This window comes from Actinospongiicola halichondriae (genome assembly GCF_049103745.1).
Lineage (GTDB): Bacteria > Actinomycetota > Acidimicrobiia > Acidimicrobiales > Salinilacustritrichaceae > Salinilacustrithrix > Salinilacustrithrix halichondriae.
Window position 1 is genome coordinate 3,971,505 of sequence record NZ_CP171622.1, and the last position, 17,114, is coordinate 3,988,618.

Consider the following 17,114-nt stretch of genomic DNA (forward strand, 5'->3'; position numbering starts at 1 on the left):
CGACGCAGTGGATAGGTTCCCGCTGTGCCGACCTCCGACCAGCCATGGTGGAAGACCGCGGTCTTCTACCAGATCTATCCCCGATCCTTCGCCGACGGGAACGGCGACGGCGTGGGCGATCTGGCGGGCATCGCGTCGCACCTCGACCATCTCGTCGATCTCGGGATCGACGCCGTCTGGTTGTCGCCGTTCTACGAGTCGCCGATGCGTGACTACGGCTACGACATCAGCGATCACTGCGCGGTCGATCCGGTCTTCGGCGACCTCGACGACTTCGATCGGGTCCTCGTCGGACTCCACGACCGCGGCATCAAGGTGATCGTCGACTTCGTGCCCAACCACGTGTCGAGCGATCACCCGTGGTTCGTCGAGGCTCGTTCGGACCGAGCGTCCGCGAAGCGCGACTGGTTCATCTGGGCCGACCCGAAGCCCGACGGCGGACCGCCGACCAACTGGACGGCGTCGTTCACCGACGAGTCGGCCTGGGAGTTCGACGAGTCGACCGGGCAGTACTACCTGCACCTGTTCCTGCCTGAACAGCCCGACGTCAACTGGGAGAACCCCGACGCCGAGGCGGCGCAGCACGACGTGCTCCGCTTCTGGCTCGACCGTGGCGTCGACGGATTCCGCATGGACGTGCTGAACGCGATCGGCAAGGACCCCGAGCCGCGCGACGTCCCCGACTCGATCGTCGGGTTGCCGCACGTCGTGCTGACCCATCACGAGACCGCCATGCCGCTGATCCGCCGGATCCGCGACACCGTCGACGCAGCCGGCGACACGTTCGTCATCGGCGAGATCGTCACCGGCGACGTCGAACTGCAGGCGTCGTACCAGGGCGACGGCGACGGGGTGCACTGCAGCGTCAACTTCGCGTCGGTGTGGGCGCCCTGGGAACGCTCGGCCTGGTTCGACCTGATCACGTCGACCGAGGCGGCCTATCCCCACGACGGTCCACGATGGCCGTCGTACGTGCTCTCGAACCACGACAACCCTCGGCACCGGACCCGCTTCGGGGGCTACGAATCCCGTGCCCGGGCCGCCGCCGTCCTGCTGTTGACGTTGCGGGGGACACCGTTCCTCTACGCAGGCGAGGAGCTCGGGCTCGAGGACGCCGAGATCCCCGAGGACCGCGTGGTCGACCCCGGCGGCCGCGACGGTTGTCGCGCGCCGATCCCCTGGGTGGGCGACCCTGGTCACGGCTGGGGGCCGGATGCGTGGTTGCCGTTCCCACCTGATGCCGGCATCCGCAACGCCGAGGCCCAGAAGGCCGGAGAGGTCACGATGTTCGACCTGTACCGCTCGGTCCTCGCTGCCCGGCGTGCCTCCCCGGCTCTGCAGGCCGGCTCCCTCGAACTCCTGGATCTCCACCCGGAGGTGTTGTCGTTCCGGCGCGTGTCGGACGACGACCAGCGGATGGTGCACGTCAACTTCAGCGACGACGTGGCCGAGATCGAGGCGTCGGGCGAGCTCGTCGTGTCGGCAGCCGGAGCGACGTCCGGGACGTTCGACGGTCACCTTCCTGGCGGAGCGGCCCTGGTGGTCCGGCCATGAGCGTCACGGTCACGACCGAAGGGCCGGTGGTCACGCTGACCCTGGACCGACCCGAGAAGCTCAATGCGCTCGACGAGTCGGTGCGCCTCGGGCTCGCCGACGCGCTGACGGCGTTGGAGGACGACCCCGACACGCGTGTGGTCGTGCTCGAAGGGGCGGGGCGGGCGTTCTCGGCCGGCGCCGACCTCGGGGGCGGCGCCTACGCCGACCTCGACGTCGACTGGGCCACGCGCCGCCACCGGACCGGCAACTGGCAGCGTCTGCTCGACCAGTTCGGCCGGATCCCGCAGGCCACGGTCGCTCGGCTGCACAGCCACGTGATCGGTGGCGCGGCGTTGTTGGCTGCCGCGTGCGACATCCGTGTCGCGTCCGACGACACCGTCGTGAAGATCCCCGAGCTGGCCATCGGCATCCCGCTGACGTGGGCCGGCGTCCCCCTCCTCGTCCGCGAGATCGGCCTGCCGCTCACACGTGACTGGGTCATGACCGGGCGTTCGGTCGCAGCCGACGAACTCCTTCGGTCGGGGTTCGCCCAGCGGGTCGTCGCGCGGGAGGAACTGGACGGGGCGGTCGCGCAGTGCGTCGCCGAGCTGACCGACATGCCGGCGGGACCGCTGGCCATGACCCGAGCACTCACCGCGGCGATCGGCCGCACCACGCCGGCGATGGTGGCGGGTTGGGCCGACCCCGACGCCCTCCAGTGGTCGTTCCGCGAACCCGAGGGTCGTAGCGCTGCCGCCGACTACGACCAGCGGCGTCGCTCGTAGTCGTCCCCGGTCGTCAATCGGTGGCGGTGACGGGGACGTTCTGTTCTTCGATGTCGTGCAGCTCGTCCTCGACCGCTCGTGGAGTCGACTCCACGAAGCTGGCGAACACGAGGGCGGCGACGCCGAGGCCGGCACCCACCAGGTAGGCGGTGAAGAAGTCGGCCGCCTTCTCCGTCCCGCCGTAGATCGACGTCAGCACGGTGATGCCCATCGCCGATCCGACCTGGAACGTCATGCGCTGGGCCGCAGCGGCGATCCCGAGGTCGGCTTCGTCCACGGAGTTCGACAGCGTCGCGGTGATGGTCGGTTGAGCGGTGCCGTTGCCGATGCCCTGGAGGACGAGGGCGAAGACGACGAGCAGCACCATCTCGGCCCGGGCGCCCACACCGAGGAGGAGCAGCGCGACCGCGATCGCGAGGGAGCCGAACATGGCCACGGGCCGCTCGCCGATGCGCGTCGCGACGGACCCTCCGACGGGCGACGTGGCCGAGAACGACAGAGGGCGAACCAGCATCACCAACGACGTGGTCGACACCGAGAACGCGAAGACCGACTGCAACAGCAGGGGAGCGAGGATGAAACCGCCCATGTACGCCGCGCCAGAGAACAGGGCAGCGAGCAACGAGGCCGTGAAGTTGCGGCGCCGGAAGAACGACAGCGGCAGCAGTGGGAAGGCCACGCGCGACTCGACGTAGACGAAGGCCGCGAGGCCGAGCACGCCGACCGTGATCGCCGTGACGACGAACCCATCGAGTCCGCGGTCGGGGGCCTGGTTGAGTGCGAGCATCAGTCCGCCGGCGCCGAGAGCGAGGGTCAGCGCACCGAGTACGTCGAAACCGACGTCGGTCCGACGGGTCGTCTCGCGCAGCACGAGGAACGCGGTGATCACCGGCACGATCGACAGGGCCGCCTGGATGCCGAACATGGGTCGCCACCCGACGGCATCGATGAGCGGTCCGCCGATGACGAGACCGATGGCGGGGGAGCCTGCGGCCACGAGCGACCACCAGCCCATGGCCTTGGCCCGCTCGGTGGGTGCGTGGACGCTGTTGATGAGCGCCATCGACGACGGGATGGTGGCGGCACCGATCACGACCGCCAGGCCGCGCATGGCGATGAGCGAGTACGGGTCCCAGGCGACGACGGTGAACGCGGTGACGATGGTCGAGATGGTGAAGCCGGTCAGGAACACGCGGCGATGGCCGTAGAGATCGCCGAGCTTGCCGAGGATCGGGAGTGCCACGGCGCTGGCGAGCAGCGGTCCCGAGATGACCCACGCGATCAGCGTCTCGCTGGCGTCGAAGTCGTCGGCGATGGTCGGCAGGCTGACCGCGAGCAGCGTCACCGGGAAGGTGGTGGCGAACATGCCGGTCAGGGCGGTGAGGAGCACCCAGCGGGGATAGCGGCCGGAAGCGGTCAGTCGCTCCTGGACGTCGTGCCGCTTGGCGGCGATGGCGCTGGTGGCGTCGGGCACCGGATCGACCATACCGGCGTGGCCGTAACGTTCATTATCCGACGGACGGATGTCACGTCGTCGGCCCCGTTCTGCCGGTCGCGCTGGCCGGATTCTGCGGTAGAAACGCCCCATGGCACAGACCGCACTCCGTGGAAACCCCATCAACACCAGTGGCGACCTGCCGGCACCCGGCTCCAAGGCGCCCGAGTTCGACCTGGTGAAGTCCGACCTCTCGCCGGTGACGTCCGGCGACCTGTCCGGCCAACGGGTCATCCTCAACATCTTCCCGAGCGTCGACACCCCGACGTGCGCCACCTCGGTCCGGACGTTCAACGAACGCGCCGCCGGCCTCGACAACACGTCGGTCCTCTGCGTGTCCGCAGACCTTCCCTTCGCCGCCGGTCGCTTCTGCGGCGCCGAGGGCATCGACAACGTGATGACCGGCTCGACGTTCCGGGGCAGCTTCCTCGACGACTACGGCGTGCGGATGACTGACGGACCCCTCGCCGGTGTCGCAGCGCGAGCGGTGGTGGTCGTCGACGGCGACGGCACCGTCCTCCACACCGAACTCGTCCCCGAGATCGCCGACGAACCCGACTACGACGCTGCCATCAGCGCCCTGGCGTAGTCCATGGCCCGCGCGTCGAGGTCGTCCAGGCGTTCGATCGGGCTCGTCCTCGGCGCGGGTGGGATCGCCGGGGCGGCCTGGCACGCCGCCGCCCTCACCGCGTTGGCCGACCTCGGGTGGGACGCCCGCGTCTCGGATCTGATCGTCGGCACGTCGGCGGGTTCGGGAACCGCCAGCATCCTCCGCCTCGGCGTCCCGTCACACGACCTCCTGGCCGGGACGCTGGGCGAACCGATGAGCCCGATCGGCGCCGGCTACGCGGCGAAGGCCGGGCCGCCGGCCGACATCCCGATGCCCGAGATCGGTGGGCGCATCCCGATCCCGGCGTCGCCGGCGATGGCGCTGCGTTCGCTCGCGGCGCCATGGCGGCTCCGCCCGATGAAGCTGGCCGCCGGGCTGCTCCCTGCCGGGCGCGCGTCGACCGCGTTCATCGGTGACCGCATCCGCAACACCCACGACCTCCCCTGGCCCGAGCGACCGACCTGGGTCTGCGCTGTCCGACTCTCCGACGGCGAGCGTGTCGTGTTCGGCCGTGATGTCGACGACGCGCACATCGCCACTGCGGTCGAGGCGTCGTCGGCCATCCCCGCGTTCTTCGCCCCGGTCGAACACGACGGCGATCTCTACGTCGACGGTGGCGCACACTCGCCGACCAACGCCGACCTCGTCGCCGGACTCGGCTTCGACGCCGTCGTGGTCTCCAGTCCGATGTCGGGCACGACCGAGGCCCTCCGCCGACCCAAGTGGACCGGAGGACGAGCACTCCACCGACAGACCCTCGAACGCGAGCTGCGAGCGATCCGAGCCGACGGGACCCCGGTGCTGGTCCTCCAACCCGACGCCGCCGTGGTCGACGCCATCGGCCCCAACTCGATGGACCCGTCCCGGCGGGCCGACATCGGTCGCATCGCCCACGAGTCGGTGTCGGCCTACCTGGCGACCGATGGCGTGGCCGACCGTCTCGCCGCCCTCGGGATCGCCTGACCCCACCCAACCCCGAAACTCGACGTCCTCGTCGTTGGGGGCCGACGCTCAGGACGTCGAGTTCGTGGTGGGCCTAGGGTCCGGACCATGAGCACGGCATCGATGGACGGCCTCCTCGCCGAGGCGAACGAACTGCTTCCCGAGACGGTCGAGTACCGCCGGCGCATGCACCGCCGCCCCGAGCTGGGGTTGCACCTCCCGGAGACGCAGGCCACGGTGCTCGAGGCCATCGACGGTCTCGATCTCGAGATCGAGACCGGCGACGAGTGCTCGTGGGTCGTCGCCACCCTGGACTCCGGCACGCCGGGCCCGACGATGCTCCTGCGCGGCGACATGGACGCGCTGCCGATGCCCGAGGACACGGGACTCCCGTACGCGTCGGAGATCGACGGCGCCATGCATGCCTGTGGACACGACGCGCACACTGCGATGCTCGCCAGTTCGGCCAAGGTCCTGGCCGGCCGCCGCGACGAGCTCACCGGCAAGGTCGTCTTCATGTTCCAGCCGGGCGAGGAAGGATTCGCCGGCGCCAAGGTCATGATCGACGAAGGTCTGCTCGATGGCCGCAACGTCACCCGGGCCTTCGCCATCCACCAGTCGACATCGGCGCCGTCGGGCTTCGTCGGCACCAAGCCCGGACCGCTGCTCGCATCGGCCGACTTCTTCGAGCTCACGGTCACCGGCAAGGGCGGCCACGCCTCGATGCCGCACTTCGCCGTCGACCCCATCCCGATCGCATGCGAGATGGTCGGTGCTTTCCAGACGATGATCACGCGCAAGGTCGAGGCGTTCAATCCCGCAGTCGTGACCGTGGCCAAGATCCGGGCCGGTACGACGACGAACGTCATCCCGGAGACGGCGATGATGGCGGGCACCATCCGTTCGGTGTCGGAGAAGAGCCGAGCGTTGGTCATCGCCGAGATGGAGCGCATCGCCACGCACATCGCCCTCGCACACGGCGCGACGGCGACGCTCGACGTCCAGACCGACGGCTACCCCGTGACCATCAACGACGCCGATGCGGCGGCATGGGTGCTCGACGTCGCGGGACGGCTCGTGGGCGACCAGGCGATGGAGATGCCCGACCCGGTGATGGGGGCTGAGGACTGGAGCTACGTCCTCCAGCAGGTCCCCGGTGCCATGGCGTTCCTCGGCACCTGCCCACCCGACATCCCGCTGGCCGAGTCGGCGCCCAACCACTCGAACCGCATGATCATCCATGAAGACGCGATGGCGGTCGGGACGGCGTTGTACGCGGCCGTTGCGCTCGACGAGTGCGCCGCCCCCTGATCCGTCCGGCGGGCTCGGGCGGAGACGCACCCTCCTTCCCTTTCGCGGCTTTCCGGTCGGTTGTGTGAGCAGTTTCGGTACCGTTGACCCCGGAAAGGGGTTGGCGTGGCGACAGAGTTCGCGGGGTCGGCAACAGCGGGAATCGATCTCCGTCCCTTCGTCCCGCGCCTGACTCTCGACTGGGTGAGCGACACCCCGGGCGTTGCGCACCGTCGCATCGACTCGTCGATGGTCTTCGTCGACATCTCCGGCTTCACGGCGCTGTCCGAACGCCTCGCCGCGTTCGGGCGCGTCGGTGCCGAAGCGATCACGGACCTGCTGCAGGAGGTCTTCGCCCGTCTGCTCGCCGTCGCGTACGACAACGATGGAAGCCTGCTGAAGTTCGGTGGCGACGCACTGCTGCTCCTCTTCGTCGGTCCGGGCCACGAGGCACGCGCGGCGAACTCGGCCGACGGCATGCGTCGGGAGCTCCTCGGTCTGGGTGAACTCGAGTCGATGGCGGGCAAGGTCCGGCTCGGGATGACGGTGGGCGCCCACTGCGGGGCGTTCGACTTCTTCCTCGTCGGCGACAGCCACCAGGAGCTCCTCGTGGCCGGGCCGGAAGCGAGTCGCGTGGTCGAGCTCGAAGGTACGGCAGAGAGCGGTGAGGTCATGATCTCGCGCGAACTGGCCGCGCACCTCGATCCGGATCTCGTCGTGCCCGGCCGCTCCGGCGGGTGCCTGCTCACGGGGACGCCCGCCGCCGCCGGCGTGTCGGCGAGCTCGTTCGGTGACAAGGATCGGTCGCGGGCTTCGCGCGCCCTGCCGACGGCCGTACGCCGCTTCCTCGAGGCCGGTGGCGAGGGAGCAGAGCACCGACAGGCCGTGGTGGCGTTCCTCGCCTTCGACGGCACCGACGATCTGCTCGAGCGAAACGGTGCGGACGCTTGCGCAGCGGCCCTCGACGACCTCGTGACCCGGACCGCCACCGTGTGCGACGAGCACGACATCGCGTTCCTCGGCTCCGACGTCGCCCCCAACGGGGGAAAGCTGATCCTCGTCGCCGGAGCTCCGGTCGGCCACGACGACGACGGCGAGCGGATCCTGCGGGTCGCTCGGGCGGTCACCGCGGAGCCCTCGGCGTTGGCGGTGCGGGTCGGTGTGAACCCGGGCCCGTTGTTCGCCGGCGTGGTCGGTCCCCCGTACCGGCTGACCTACACCGTCATGGGCGACACGGTGAACCTGGCGGCGCGGCTGGCCTACCAGGCAGGCGACGGCGAGGTCCTCGCGACGCTCGAACTCCTCGAGCGAACCCGATCCCGCTTCGATTCGTCTCCCGTCGTGCCGTTCCTGGTCAAGGGCAAGTCGCAGCCGATCGAGGCGGCCGTGGTGGGTCAGCCCCGTGGGCAGCAGTTCACCGACGGTCTCCGGCTTCCCTTGGCGGGTCGACAGCGAGAACTCTCCCTGCTCGAAGAACTGCTCGAGGCAACCCGGGAGCGCGGGCGTGTGGTCGAGGTGACCGGGCCGCCGGGCATCGGCAAGTCGCGTCTGCTCGAGGAGCTCCGCGAGCGGCACCCGCAGCGCCGTCTGCGGTACGGAGGATGCACCACCTACGAGTCGGGAACGCCGTACTTCCCGTTCCGCGGGCTGTTGCGGTTCGTGCTCGACCTCGACCCCGACGCCGACGCCGACGTCGTGCTGGCTCGTCTGCGAGACCGTGCCCCGGAGTCGGTGCCCTGGGCTTCGTTGATCGGGACGGTCGTCGACATCGACATCGAACCCTCGCCGGCCGAGCGCGACCTCGATCCGCGCTACCGCGGGCGGCGCCTGCGGACGGCGGTGGGCGATCTGCTGGTGGACCTCCTTCCCGATGAGGCGATCCTGCGGATCGAGGACGTCCACTGGATCGACGACGCCTCACGTGGGTTGGTCGAGCACCTCGCATCGGTGGTCGTGCCATCGACCGGGTGGATGATGGTCCTGACGTCTCGTTCAACGACGTTCGGCAGCGTCGCCGACGAGGTGATCGACCTCGCCCCGCTGGGAGATGATGCCGTCGAATCGCTGGCCCACCAGGCCGCAGCGCGCGGGTTGGTGACGCTCGACGTGGCGCGCGACCTCGCGGACCGCTCGCAGGGGAACCCGCTGTTCCTGGAGGAGCTGCTCGCGTACGCGCACACCGGCGACGAGGTCCCGGACTCCGTCGAGCGGTTGATCGCCGCTCGTATCGACCGGCTCGACCCTCGGCACCGAGACCTCCTCCGCCGAGCGGCGCTGCTCGGTTCGTCGTTCGACCTGGAGCTGTTGCGTTCGATCACCGGCGAGGAGATCACCGACGCCGACGTCGACGTGCTCGAGGCCTTCGTCGCACGCGACCCCTCGGGTCAATACGTCTTCGAGCACGACCTGTATCGCGAGGTGGCCTACACGGGACTGCCGTACCGTCGCCGTCGCGAGCTGCACGAGGTCGCTGGACGAGTGATCGAGACCCGTCACGCGGGCCGCACCGAGGAGGTCGCGGAGCTCCTCGCCCTCCACTACCACCGAGCGGGGATGCATCGTCGATCGTGGGAGCACAACCGTGTCGCCGCCGCTCGCGCCAAGGGGAGCCACGCGCTCGCCGACGCAGCGAGGTTCCTGCGGTGGGGGCTGGAGGACGCCCGTCACGACCAGACGATCGCGCCGACCGATCGTGCGATCGCCTGGGCCGAACTCGGTGACGTCCTCGAGGTGCTGGGCAACTACCCCGCCGCCGCCGATGCGTACGAGCGGGCGCGCCGCCTCACCCCTGACGCAGACGCTCCCTCGCTGTGGCATCGAACGGGCATCGTGCGCGAGCGCGCGGGACGTCTGACACAGGCACTGCGCTGGTACGGCCGTGCGGAGCGGGCGTTGACCGGTCGCCCCGATCCCGACGACCAACTCCTCGCAGTTCGCGTGCGGCTGCGCAAGGCCGAGGTGCGGCTCCTCCAGGGCCGCAGTCGTTCGGTCGTCGAACTCATCCGAGAGCTGGTCGAACAGGCCGACCACCTCGGTGCGCCCGAACTGCGCGCCCGTGCGAACTTCGCGCTCGCGTGGGCGCTCGGGAACGATCCCGAGGCAGCGGGACCGCGCGCCCGTGCACTCGAGCTCTATGCCCAGACCGGTGACCTGATCGGCCAGGCCAACGTGCATCTCGATGCCGGCGTCTGGCTGCACTACGCGTCGCGTGACTGGTCCGATGTCGTGCGCCACTACGCATCGGCGCGCGAGCTGAAAGCCGCAGCCGGCGACGAGGTCGGTGCCGCCATCGCGTCGGCGAACCTGGGTGAGGTCCTGTCCGACCAGGGTCGCTTCGACGCTGGACGCGAGGCGCTCGAGCGCGGCCTCGTCGTCTTCGAGGCCTCCAGCTTCCTGGTGGGTGTGGCCAACACTGCCTGCTACCTGGCCCGACTCCATGCTCGGGCGGGAGCGTTCGACGAGTCGCATCGGGTCTTCGCGCTCGCCACCGATGCGGCGAACGAGGCGCAACTCGGGGGCGTTCGGCTCGAGATCCTGGCGCGCCAGGCCGAGTTGGCGTTGTTCGAGCGTCGACTCGACGATGCAGTCGAGCTCGCGGGTCAGGTCCTCGGTGAGTCCGATGGCTCCCCGAAGACCGTCGGGGCTGCTCGCACACGCGGCTCGGCCTTGGGTCTGTCCGGCGACACGACATCGGCCGAGCACGAACTCCGCGCCGCGCGAACGCAGGCGGACCGTTCCGGTGTCGGCTACGAGGTGGCGCTGATCGACGCAGCCCGCGCGTGGTTCCTCGAAGCGGCTGATCCGTCGATGGCATCGACGCTGCGCGCCGGTGTCGACGAGGTCCGGGAGCGTCTCGCCCTCGAGGTCGACCCCCTGGTTCTCGCGCTGGGGAGCGTCAGCTCCGCTTCGCCGGAGCCTTGACCACGAACTGGAAGTAGGCGTGGTGGATCGTCCCGTCGACCAGGGTCAGATCGAACCGATGACAGGACGAGTAGAACGAGTCGGGCACGGCCGCGTTGTACCCCTGCAGCCGGTAGCGCGACCAGGTCCAGACGCCGCCTCCGTCCCACGACGCGGCGTGCACTGGCGATGAGCCGTCCGGGATCGCGTCCTCCTGGCGGACCGCACAGGTCACGCGCTGCCACTCGGTGTCCGCGATGAGACCGGGATCCGACTGCCACACGCCATCGCGGTAGAGCCGCCAGACGAAGGGAACGACACGACCCCATGGATCGTCGGCGTCACGATCCGACTCGACCTCGACGCGGTTCCATGCGGTGTTGTCGACCGGCCAGTAGAACCCGACGAAGTCGATGGGCGCCTCCTCGACCGTGAACGACACGGATGCCGATCCGGTGTTGCCGGCACTGTCGGTCGTCGTGACCGAGAACGTGTGGGTGCCGGGCCCGGGCTCCAGCGTCGCACCGGCGTCGGCGTCGCCAGCGCACGTCGCGAGACCCGAGGGTCCGCGGTCGGCGCACACGAAGTCGGCGACGATCTCGGCGTCGTGGGCGTAGGTGGCGCCGTCGACCGGGCTCTCGATGACGATCTCGGGTGCCGCCGTGTCGATGGCGACGACGATCCCCGTCGCGGTCTGGGCCCCGTCGCTCGTACGCACCTCGAAGCGGTGGATGCCGTCGGTGTCGACGGTGAACGAGTTGCCGGGGAAGGGCTCGAACGGCGAGTCCGGGCCGCTCCGCCGCTCGTAGTCGGGACCGTCGGGGAACTCGACGGTCACCGGCCCACGGAACCAACCGTTCTCGCCCACGGCGTCGCTGTGCAGCTCGTGCGAGAGCTCGGACGGGTTCACGATCGGGACGAGGTCGCCCTTGTTGGCGCTGTGGGCATGGTTGCCGCTGGCAGTCCAGACGTCGATCGCAACCTCGATCGGAGTGTCGTCGGTTCCCGGGAGCGGTCCGACGCCTGCCCAGGTGGTTCCGCCGTCGCCAGTGACAAGGTCCGATCGTCGCCAGGTCCCGAACTGGTCGCGGTACAAGGCACTCACACCGACGGCCGGTTCACCGTCGCCGGGCCGGACGGCCACGTCGAACGCCACGCCCGAGCCCTGGCGGCGCGCCGACCAGGTCTCCACGCCAGGCCGGGCGAACCCGTCGTCGGTGGAGGTCATCAGGCGGATCGTCAGTTCGCTGTCGAGGCGGAGGTTGCCGACGATCCTCCCCGCGTCGTCCTCACCGGTCGCGCGGAACGCCCATGGCAGCACCGTCAGGTAGGTGCGACCCGATGTCACATCGGTGTCGACCTCGACCGTGCGGAGCGGGTACACGGTGTCCGAGGCCTGGGGTTCGGTGGAGCCGGCATGGTCTCGCAGTGCCGGCGACGCGAACACGGGATCGAAGTCGGCCAGGTCGACGCCGGTCGTCCGACTGCGGACCGTGGCGCCGTGGGCGCGATGCCCCGGTGGGACCAGGTGGCTGACGTCGATCGACAGCCGCGGTCCGATGGGTTCACCTGCCGCCGTGACCGTCCCGAAGCTGTCGGGCCCCTCGGCCGTGTAGTACTCGCCGTCACCGCGACCGGAGGCCACCCGCCGCAAGCACGTCTCGCCTGGCGGGCAACTCTGCGTGCCCTCCAGCACCGTGAGATGGACGTCGAGGTCGGCGGTCGCCGCCGTGTCTGTCGTGGCCGGCGCCGACTCCGGGATCGTGGGGGCAGTTGCCTCGTCGGACGTGTGGATGCGGTACATCGGGAGGCCATAGGTCACGACACCCTGGATCGACTTGAAGACCTCGCTGCTCTGGCCCTTGTCCCGGGCGAAGAGCTCGGTGACGGTCGCCGAGGCGGCTTCGCCGACCGAGCTGGTGCCGTCGAGATGCTGGGCGAACACCTGCATGTACAGCTCGCCGGCGCCGACGGTCTCGGTGTCGCCGTAGTTGTAGCCGGTGTCGGCGAGCAGGATGCCCTGGTTGGCCGCCACTGCGTCGGCCCAGTCGACGATCTCGCCGTTGGCCGGGGTCGGCAGGTCGAGGCCGAAGTGGCAGCCCATCGACAGCACGAGGCTGCCCAACGGGAGCCCGCCGAGGTCGGTCGCCTCGAGCAGGTCGTCCTGCTCGCCAGTGCTGTTGCCCAGCGCCGGCAGGAAGCGTGACTGGTCGGAGTGGCCGTTGAGGCTGACCACGGCATCGCGGTCGTCGGCATCGAACGTGAGCAGGTCCTCGATGTCGCTGCGGCTGTGGTCCTCGGAGATGAGCCTGCGAGCCGACGGGGTCAGGTTCGCATCCAGGGCATCGGCGACGGCTTCGGCACCATCGGCCAAGTGGTCGTAGCCCGTGACCGCAGTGGCCGTCGGGTCGAGCACTGTGGGATCGAGTTCGCCGTCGCTCTCGATGAACTGCTGCATTGCTTCGACCATGGTCTCGGGTTCGCCGACCAGTCGGCCGATCGCCGCGTCGGGGAGCCAGTAGGCGGCGTCGAGCCACTCCGCGGCCTGCGACGAGGCCATCGGCGTGTCGGCCAGGAACAGACCTTGGAGGAGCGCAGACGTCAACGGCGTCCCGTTCGCGGGCTGGAGACCGTTGCTCGGATCGCCGTCGACGTCTGCGATCCCCATCTCGGCGACGATGGCCGAGACGAAGGTGCGCTCGTTCCCGATGGCGGCGTCGTCGCGCAGGCGGGTGAAGGGGATCTGGTCGTCGTCGCCGATGACCACGATGTGGTCGATGTCGACCTGATCCCGGTAGTCCATCACCAGGTCGCGGATCTCGAACGCCACTCGGTTGGCCGCGGCGGGACTGCACCGATCTGCATCCCATGCCGCGTAGGCCGCAGCGACCTCGGGGTCGGCGCCGACGGGGACGACGAGTCCGTTGACGTCGACGTCGGCGGCGTCCACCGCGTCGATCTGATCGAGGACCGACTGTGTCCCGGCACCGTCGAAGCGTGCGTCCATGCGCTCGGGGGCCATGAGATACAACGTGTTCGTCGACGGATCGATCGCCTCCGGATCAGGGAGTTCTCCTGCGTCCGCCGGGTCGGCCGTGAACGGCGCGGCCTGGCACTCGCCGAGGTGGACCTGTTCGGGGTGGACGACGTGATAGCGCAACACGAAGGGATCGGGACCGGCGTCGCCGTTGAAGCCCGAGACCTGCACGAAGTAGAAGCCCGATTCGCCTTCGCGGGAGACGAGATCGATCGACTCGGTGGTGCCGGCGCCTCGCTCGATGCTGACCGCTCGAAGCCCGTGTTCGCGGAGGACGGGGGTGTCGAGCGGAACGTCCTGGAGGGGCTGTGGCGACGAGTTCGAAGCGCCGTTCGCTTCCCACTGAGCGCTCTCCGACGGGATCGCCGGGTTGTGCTGGAACCCGTTGTGTTGGAATCCGTTGTGTTGGAATCCGTTGTGCTGGAACCCGTTGTGTTGGAAACCGCTGGAAGCGATGGCATCGACGGTGGCGCCACTCACCGCCAGGTCGTAGTCGCCTTCCATCTGGCTGAGGACGAGGCGGACTTCCGAACCCGGCTGCGTGGGCACCGGGATCTTCACGACGTCGACGTCGCCTGGTTCGGCGATGTGCGACACGAACAGGCTGTCCTCGACCAAGGTCGGGTAGTCGGCGTCGGGGTCGGCGGAGCCGTCGGGCTCGTGGGCTTGCTCGAGCGCGACGGGTGCCGTCGGCTCGGTTGATGCCGTGTGGACGCCCACCAGGTCGGTGCCGTCGACACGGCCGATGGCCCGGTGCAGGCCGATGGTTCGTGCGTTGACGGCCTCGACCGTCAGGGTGACCGAATCGCCGTGCGGTACATGGAGATCGGTGGACCAGCGCACGATCTGTTGGCGGAACCCGTCGGCCACGCCGGTGTCGATCGTCGGGGTTCCGAGGACGGCGAGTTCGTCGCCGGCATCCAGCGTCGCGGTCTCGGCGACCACGGCGAAGTCGGGTGGGAGGGTGATCGACAGTGTGGGGTCGACGAGCGACGCATGGAGGTCATCAGCGGTGACGGTCAGCGCGTAGGTCGTTCGGGGCCCGTCCTGCGCGATCGAGCCGAGCAGGACACTGTCGAGGTCCGCAGACTCGAGCGGGAGCGACCCGATGGTGTGGACCATGCCGAGGATCGCGGTGCCGAGATCGGCGGCGGCGAGGACGTCGGTGGGGAGGGCGGCCACCAGGTCGCGGAAGTGGGCGCCGGGTTCGAAGGCGTTTGCGGCAGAGACCTCGGCCAACGTGGCAGTGCCGTCGCAGAGTCCGGTGTCGCAACGGACGACACCCCCGAAGCCGTCGCTGCCGACGGCGACGTCGGCCCAACTGGTGCGTCGTGCGTCGAAGCCCGGCAGCGTCGAGCCGGTGTACAGCGGGGCAGCGGCCAGGGGCGAGTCCGGATGCAGCGCGACCCGATCGAGCGTCAGTTCGCCGAACGGCACGCGGTCCATGTCGAGGCCGAGCAGGTTCACGGTGACGAGCGTGTCGACCGAGGTGTCGATGTCGTTGGTTGCGCAGTCGATGCCGTTGGCTGCGAGGAGATCGCACCACGGCATGCCGATCGGGAGGCCGTCGAGCGGTGTCGCGCCGGTCGCGACGGAGGCCCAGGTGAGGGCGGCGAGTCCGCTGTCGGCGATGTCGAGTTCGGCGAAGGTGATCGCGGGAACGGGCGCAGGGTCCAACGTCATCGCGTCGAGGAGCGACAGATCGTTGAGCGGCACGTGGTCGAGCGGCGTGCTCCCGCCCTGGGCGCGGACCACGTCGCCATGGGTTCGGAAGACGGCCGTCCAGCCGCCCTCGCGGATGAGGTCGACGCTCGTGAGGTCGATGTCGTCGAGCACCGAGAGTGGCGCGCCGTAGAGGAACGAGGTGGTGTTCGCCGCACCGGTGTGCCGCTGGTTGGGATCGGCGGGGTTGTGCTGGAACCCGTTCTCGGAGAGCGTCCCTCCGAGCAACGGATTGTGTTGGAACCCGTTGTGCTGGAACCCGTTGTGTTGGAACCCGTTGTGTTGGAAGCCGTTGGCCTCGATCCCGGTCGTTCCGAACGACATCGTCGCGAACGGCAGGTCGTGGATCGGGACCTGGTCCACCCCGGTGGTTCCCACCGGCGATGCTGCAGCCAGGTCGATCGCGCTGATCGACGCCTCGTCGCATCCGGTGAGCTTGGCCGCAGTGTCCGCGGTGTTGTCGCTCTCGTCGGTCTCGACCACGACGTCGGTGTCGTCGACGGTGAGCCGGAGGACGACCCGGCCATCGTGGTCACCCAGGTCATCGGCGTCGAGGAGGAGCGAGATGGGGATCCGGGTGCTCGCACCGGGGCCGAGCGGTGGGATCTCGACCGGACCGGTTGCGTCCGCCGTGGAACTGCCGCCGATCACGTCGACGTGCGCGGTCGATGCGCGGACCGAGGCGGTGCCGTCGTTGGTCACTCGGATGGCTGCGTCGAACGGACGGGTGCGGCACAGATGGCGCGGAGCATCGAGCAGCGAGCCCTCGAGGTCCGCCGTCGTCGACGTCCAGGTGCGGAAGGCGAAGTCGGTGCGTGCCGGATAGCCGATGGCGTTCCCGTCGGGATACTGGTCGACGGGCGAGTCGGCTGCGCAGCCTCCGAAGATCGGCTGGGCCGTGCAGGTGGCGCGCCACTGCATCACCAGTACAGACGGCCGACCGGAGCCACCGGGCCCTTCGAGTTGGAGTACGTAGCGCTCGCCGGGCGTCAACCCGAGATCGGTCCCGAACGAGACCGTTTCGAAGCGGCTCTCGCTGCCTGCGTCTCGGGTGGCGGTTCCTTCGCCGCGTCCGATCGCATCGCCCTCGGGGACCCCGTTGTCGTCGGATGCGTAGATGGCGACGCTGAAGGAGCTGGTGAAGTTGGCGGTCAGGCAGACATCGATCTCGACCAGATCACTTCGCGATGCGCGGAACGTCTGGCTCTCGGGGGTGCCGCCGAGCAGGGATCGCCGCCCGGGATACTCGGTCGTGCTGCACGTCTGGCGTTCGCCGTCGGCGGGGTACGCGTCGTTGGCCAGTTGTTGGTCGAGGTGGCGTCCGGGTGCTTCCTGCGCCGCCACTGGCGTTGCCGCGGGCACGACCGCGAGGGCCGTGCTCAGGAGCGCCAGCACCCACAGGTGCCCCGTCCACACACTTCTGGCCCGATTCCTGCGTTGCGACATCGGTTGTTCCCCCCTGCCCGTCTGCATCGGGCGCGAGGCTCCGACGTTCCCAGCTGTCGACTCGACCACGACGACCCCATGTGTCATGGCAATTGGTGCGAATCGGACTCCAGTATCCCCCAGATCGCGGCGGCATGGGGCGTGACAGTTGTCTCGGTGCCGCTCTCCACCCGCAACCCGAACTCGACGTCCTCAGCGTCGGCCCCCGACGCTCGGAGCGTCGAGTTCGGGTTGCGGGGTACGGTGCATCGTTCATCAACGGCGAAGACCGGGCGGACCGGCGGAAACAGGAGTGACAATGCGGGCAAGAACCAGGCGACTGGTCGGTATCGGCGCGACTGCGGCGGCATC

General features: G+C 69.5%; 8 protein-coding genes. 6 read left to right on the forward strand and 2 right to left on the reverse strand.

Annotated elements, in window-relative coordinates; all coding sequences use genetic code 11:
- Positions 1-24 precede the first annotated feature (24 nt).
- Both AB8619_RS19685 and AB8619_RS19690 read left to right on the forward strand, forming a co-directional pair.
- Positions 25-1,554 carry an alpha-amylase family glycosyl hydrolase gene (locus AB8619_RS19685; protein WP_436794326.1) on the forward strand — a complete coding sequence of 510 codons (1,530 nt, stop codon included), beginning with the start codon at positions 25-27 and terminating at the stop codon, positions 1,552-1,554.
- Entirely contained in the window at positions 1,551-2,321 is a 771-nt protein-coding gene (locus AB8619_RS19690; RefSeq protein ID WP_436794327.1) for an enoyl-CoA hydratase/isomerase family protein, read from the forward strand. The genes AB8619_RS19685 and AB8619_RS19690 overlap by 4 nt, the downstream gene beginning before the upstream one ends.
- A 13-nt stretch (positions 2,322-2,334) precedes the next feature.
- Here the strand turns inward: AB8619_RS19690 and AB8619_RS19695 are convergent, their stop codons facing one another.
- Positions 2,335-3,795 carry an MFS transporter gene (locus AB8619_RS19695; RefSeq protein WP_436794328.1) on the reverse strand — a complete coding sequence of 487 codons (1,461 nt, stop codon included), beginning with the start codon at positions 3,793-3,795 and terminating at the stop codon, positions 2,335-2,337.
- Between the two features lie 112 nt (positions 3,796-3,907).
- On the opposite strand from AB8619_RS19695, the gene tpx reads away from it, so the two are divergent.
- The 4 genes from tpx to AB8619_RS19715 all read left to right on the forward strand — a co-directional run bounded on the left by tpx (position 3,908) and on the right by AB8619_RS19715 (position 10,579).
- Positions 3,908-4,405, forward strand: coding sequence for a thiol peroxidase (tpx, locus tag AB8619_RS19700; RefSeq protein ID WP_436794329.1), 498 nt, complete (start codon positions 3,908-3,910; stop codon positions 4,403-4,405).
- A 3-nt stretch (positions 4,406-4,408) separates the two neighbouring features.
- On the forward strand, positions 4,409-5,389 hold the full coding sequence (locus AB8619_RS19705) for a patatin-like phospholipase family protein (RefSeq protein ID WP_436794330.1): 981 nt from the start codon (positions 4,409-4,411) through the stop codon (positions 5,387-5,389).
- 87 nt (positions 5,390-5,476) lie between these two features.
- Positions 5,477-6,679, forward strand: coding sequence for a M20 metallopeptidase family protein (locus tag AB8619_RS19710; protein ID WP_436794331.1), 1,203 nt, complete (start codon positions 5,477-5,479; stop codon positions 6,677-6,679).
- Positions 6,680-6,862: 183 nt separating this feature from the next.
- On the forward strand, positions 6,863-10,579 hold the full coding sequence (locus AB8619_RS19715; protein ID WP_436794332.1) for an AAA family ATPase: 3,717 nt from the start codon (positions 6,863-6,865) through the stop codon (positions 10,577-10,579).
- Here AB8619_RS19715 and AB8619_RS19720 read toward each other — a convergent pair.
- Positions 10,554-16,763 carry a CARDB domain-containing protein gene (locus tag AB8619_RS19720; protein WP_436794333.1) on the reverse strand — a complete coding sequence of 2,070 codons (6,210 nt, stop codon included), beginning with the start codon at positions 16,761-16,763 and terminating at the stop codon, positions 10,554-10,556. The genes AB8619_RS19715 and AB8619_RS19720 overlap by 26 nt on opposite strands.
- Between the last annotated feature and the right edge of the window lie 351 nt (positions 16,764-17,114).

Coding starts and splice junctions, on each gene's coding strand:
- AB8619_RS19690 (WP_436794327.1), top strand. CDS start 1,551: ATGAGCGTCACGGTCACGACCGAAGGGCCGGTGGTCACGCTGACCCTG.
- tpx (WP_436794329.1), top strand. CDS start 3,908: ATGGCACAGACCGCACTCCGTGGAAACCCCATCAACACCAGTGGCGAC.
- AB8619_RS19705 (WP_436794330.1), top strand. CDS start 4,409: ATGGCCCGCGCGTCGAGGTCGTCCAGGCGTTCGATCGGGCTCGTCCTC.
- AB8619_RS19710 (WP_436794331.1), top strand. CDS start 5,477: ATGAGCACGGCATCGATGGACGGCCTCCTCGCCGAGGCGAACGAACTG.
- AB8619_RS19720 (WP_436794333.1), bottom strand. CDS start 16,763: ATGTCGCAACGCAGGAATCGGGCCAGAAGTGTGTGGACGGGGCACCTG.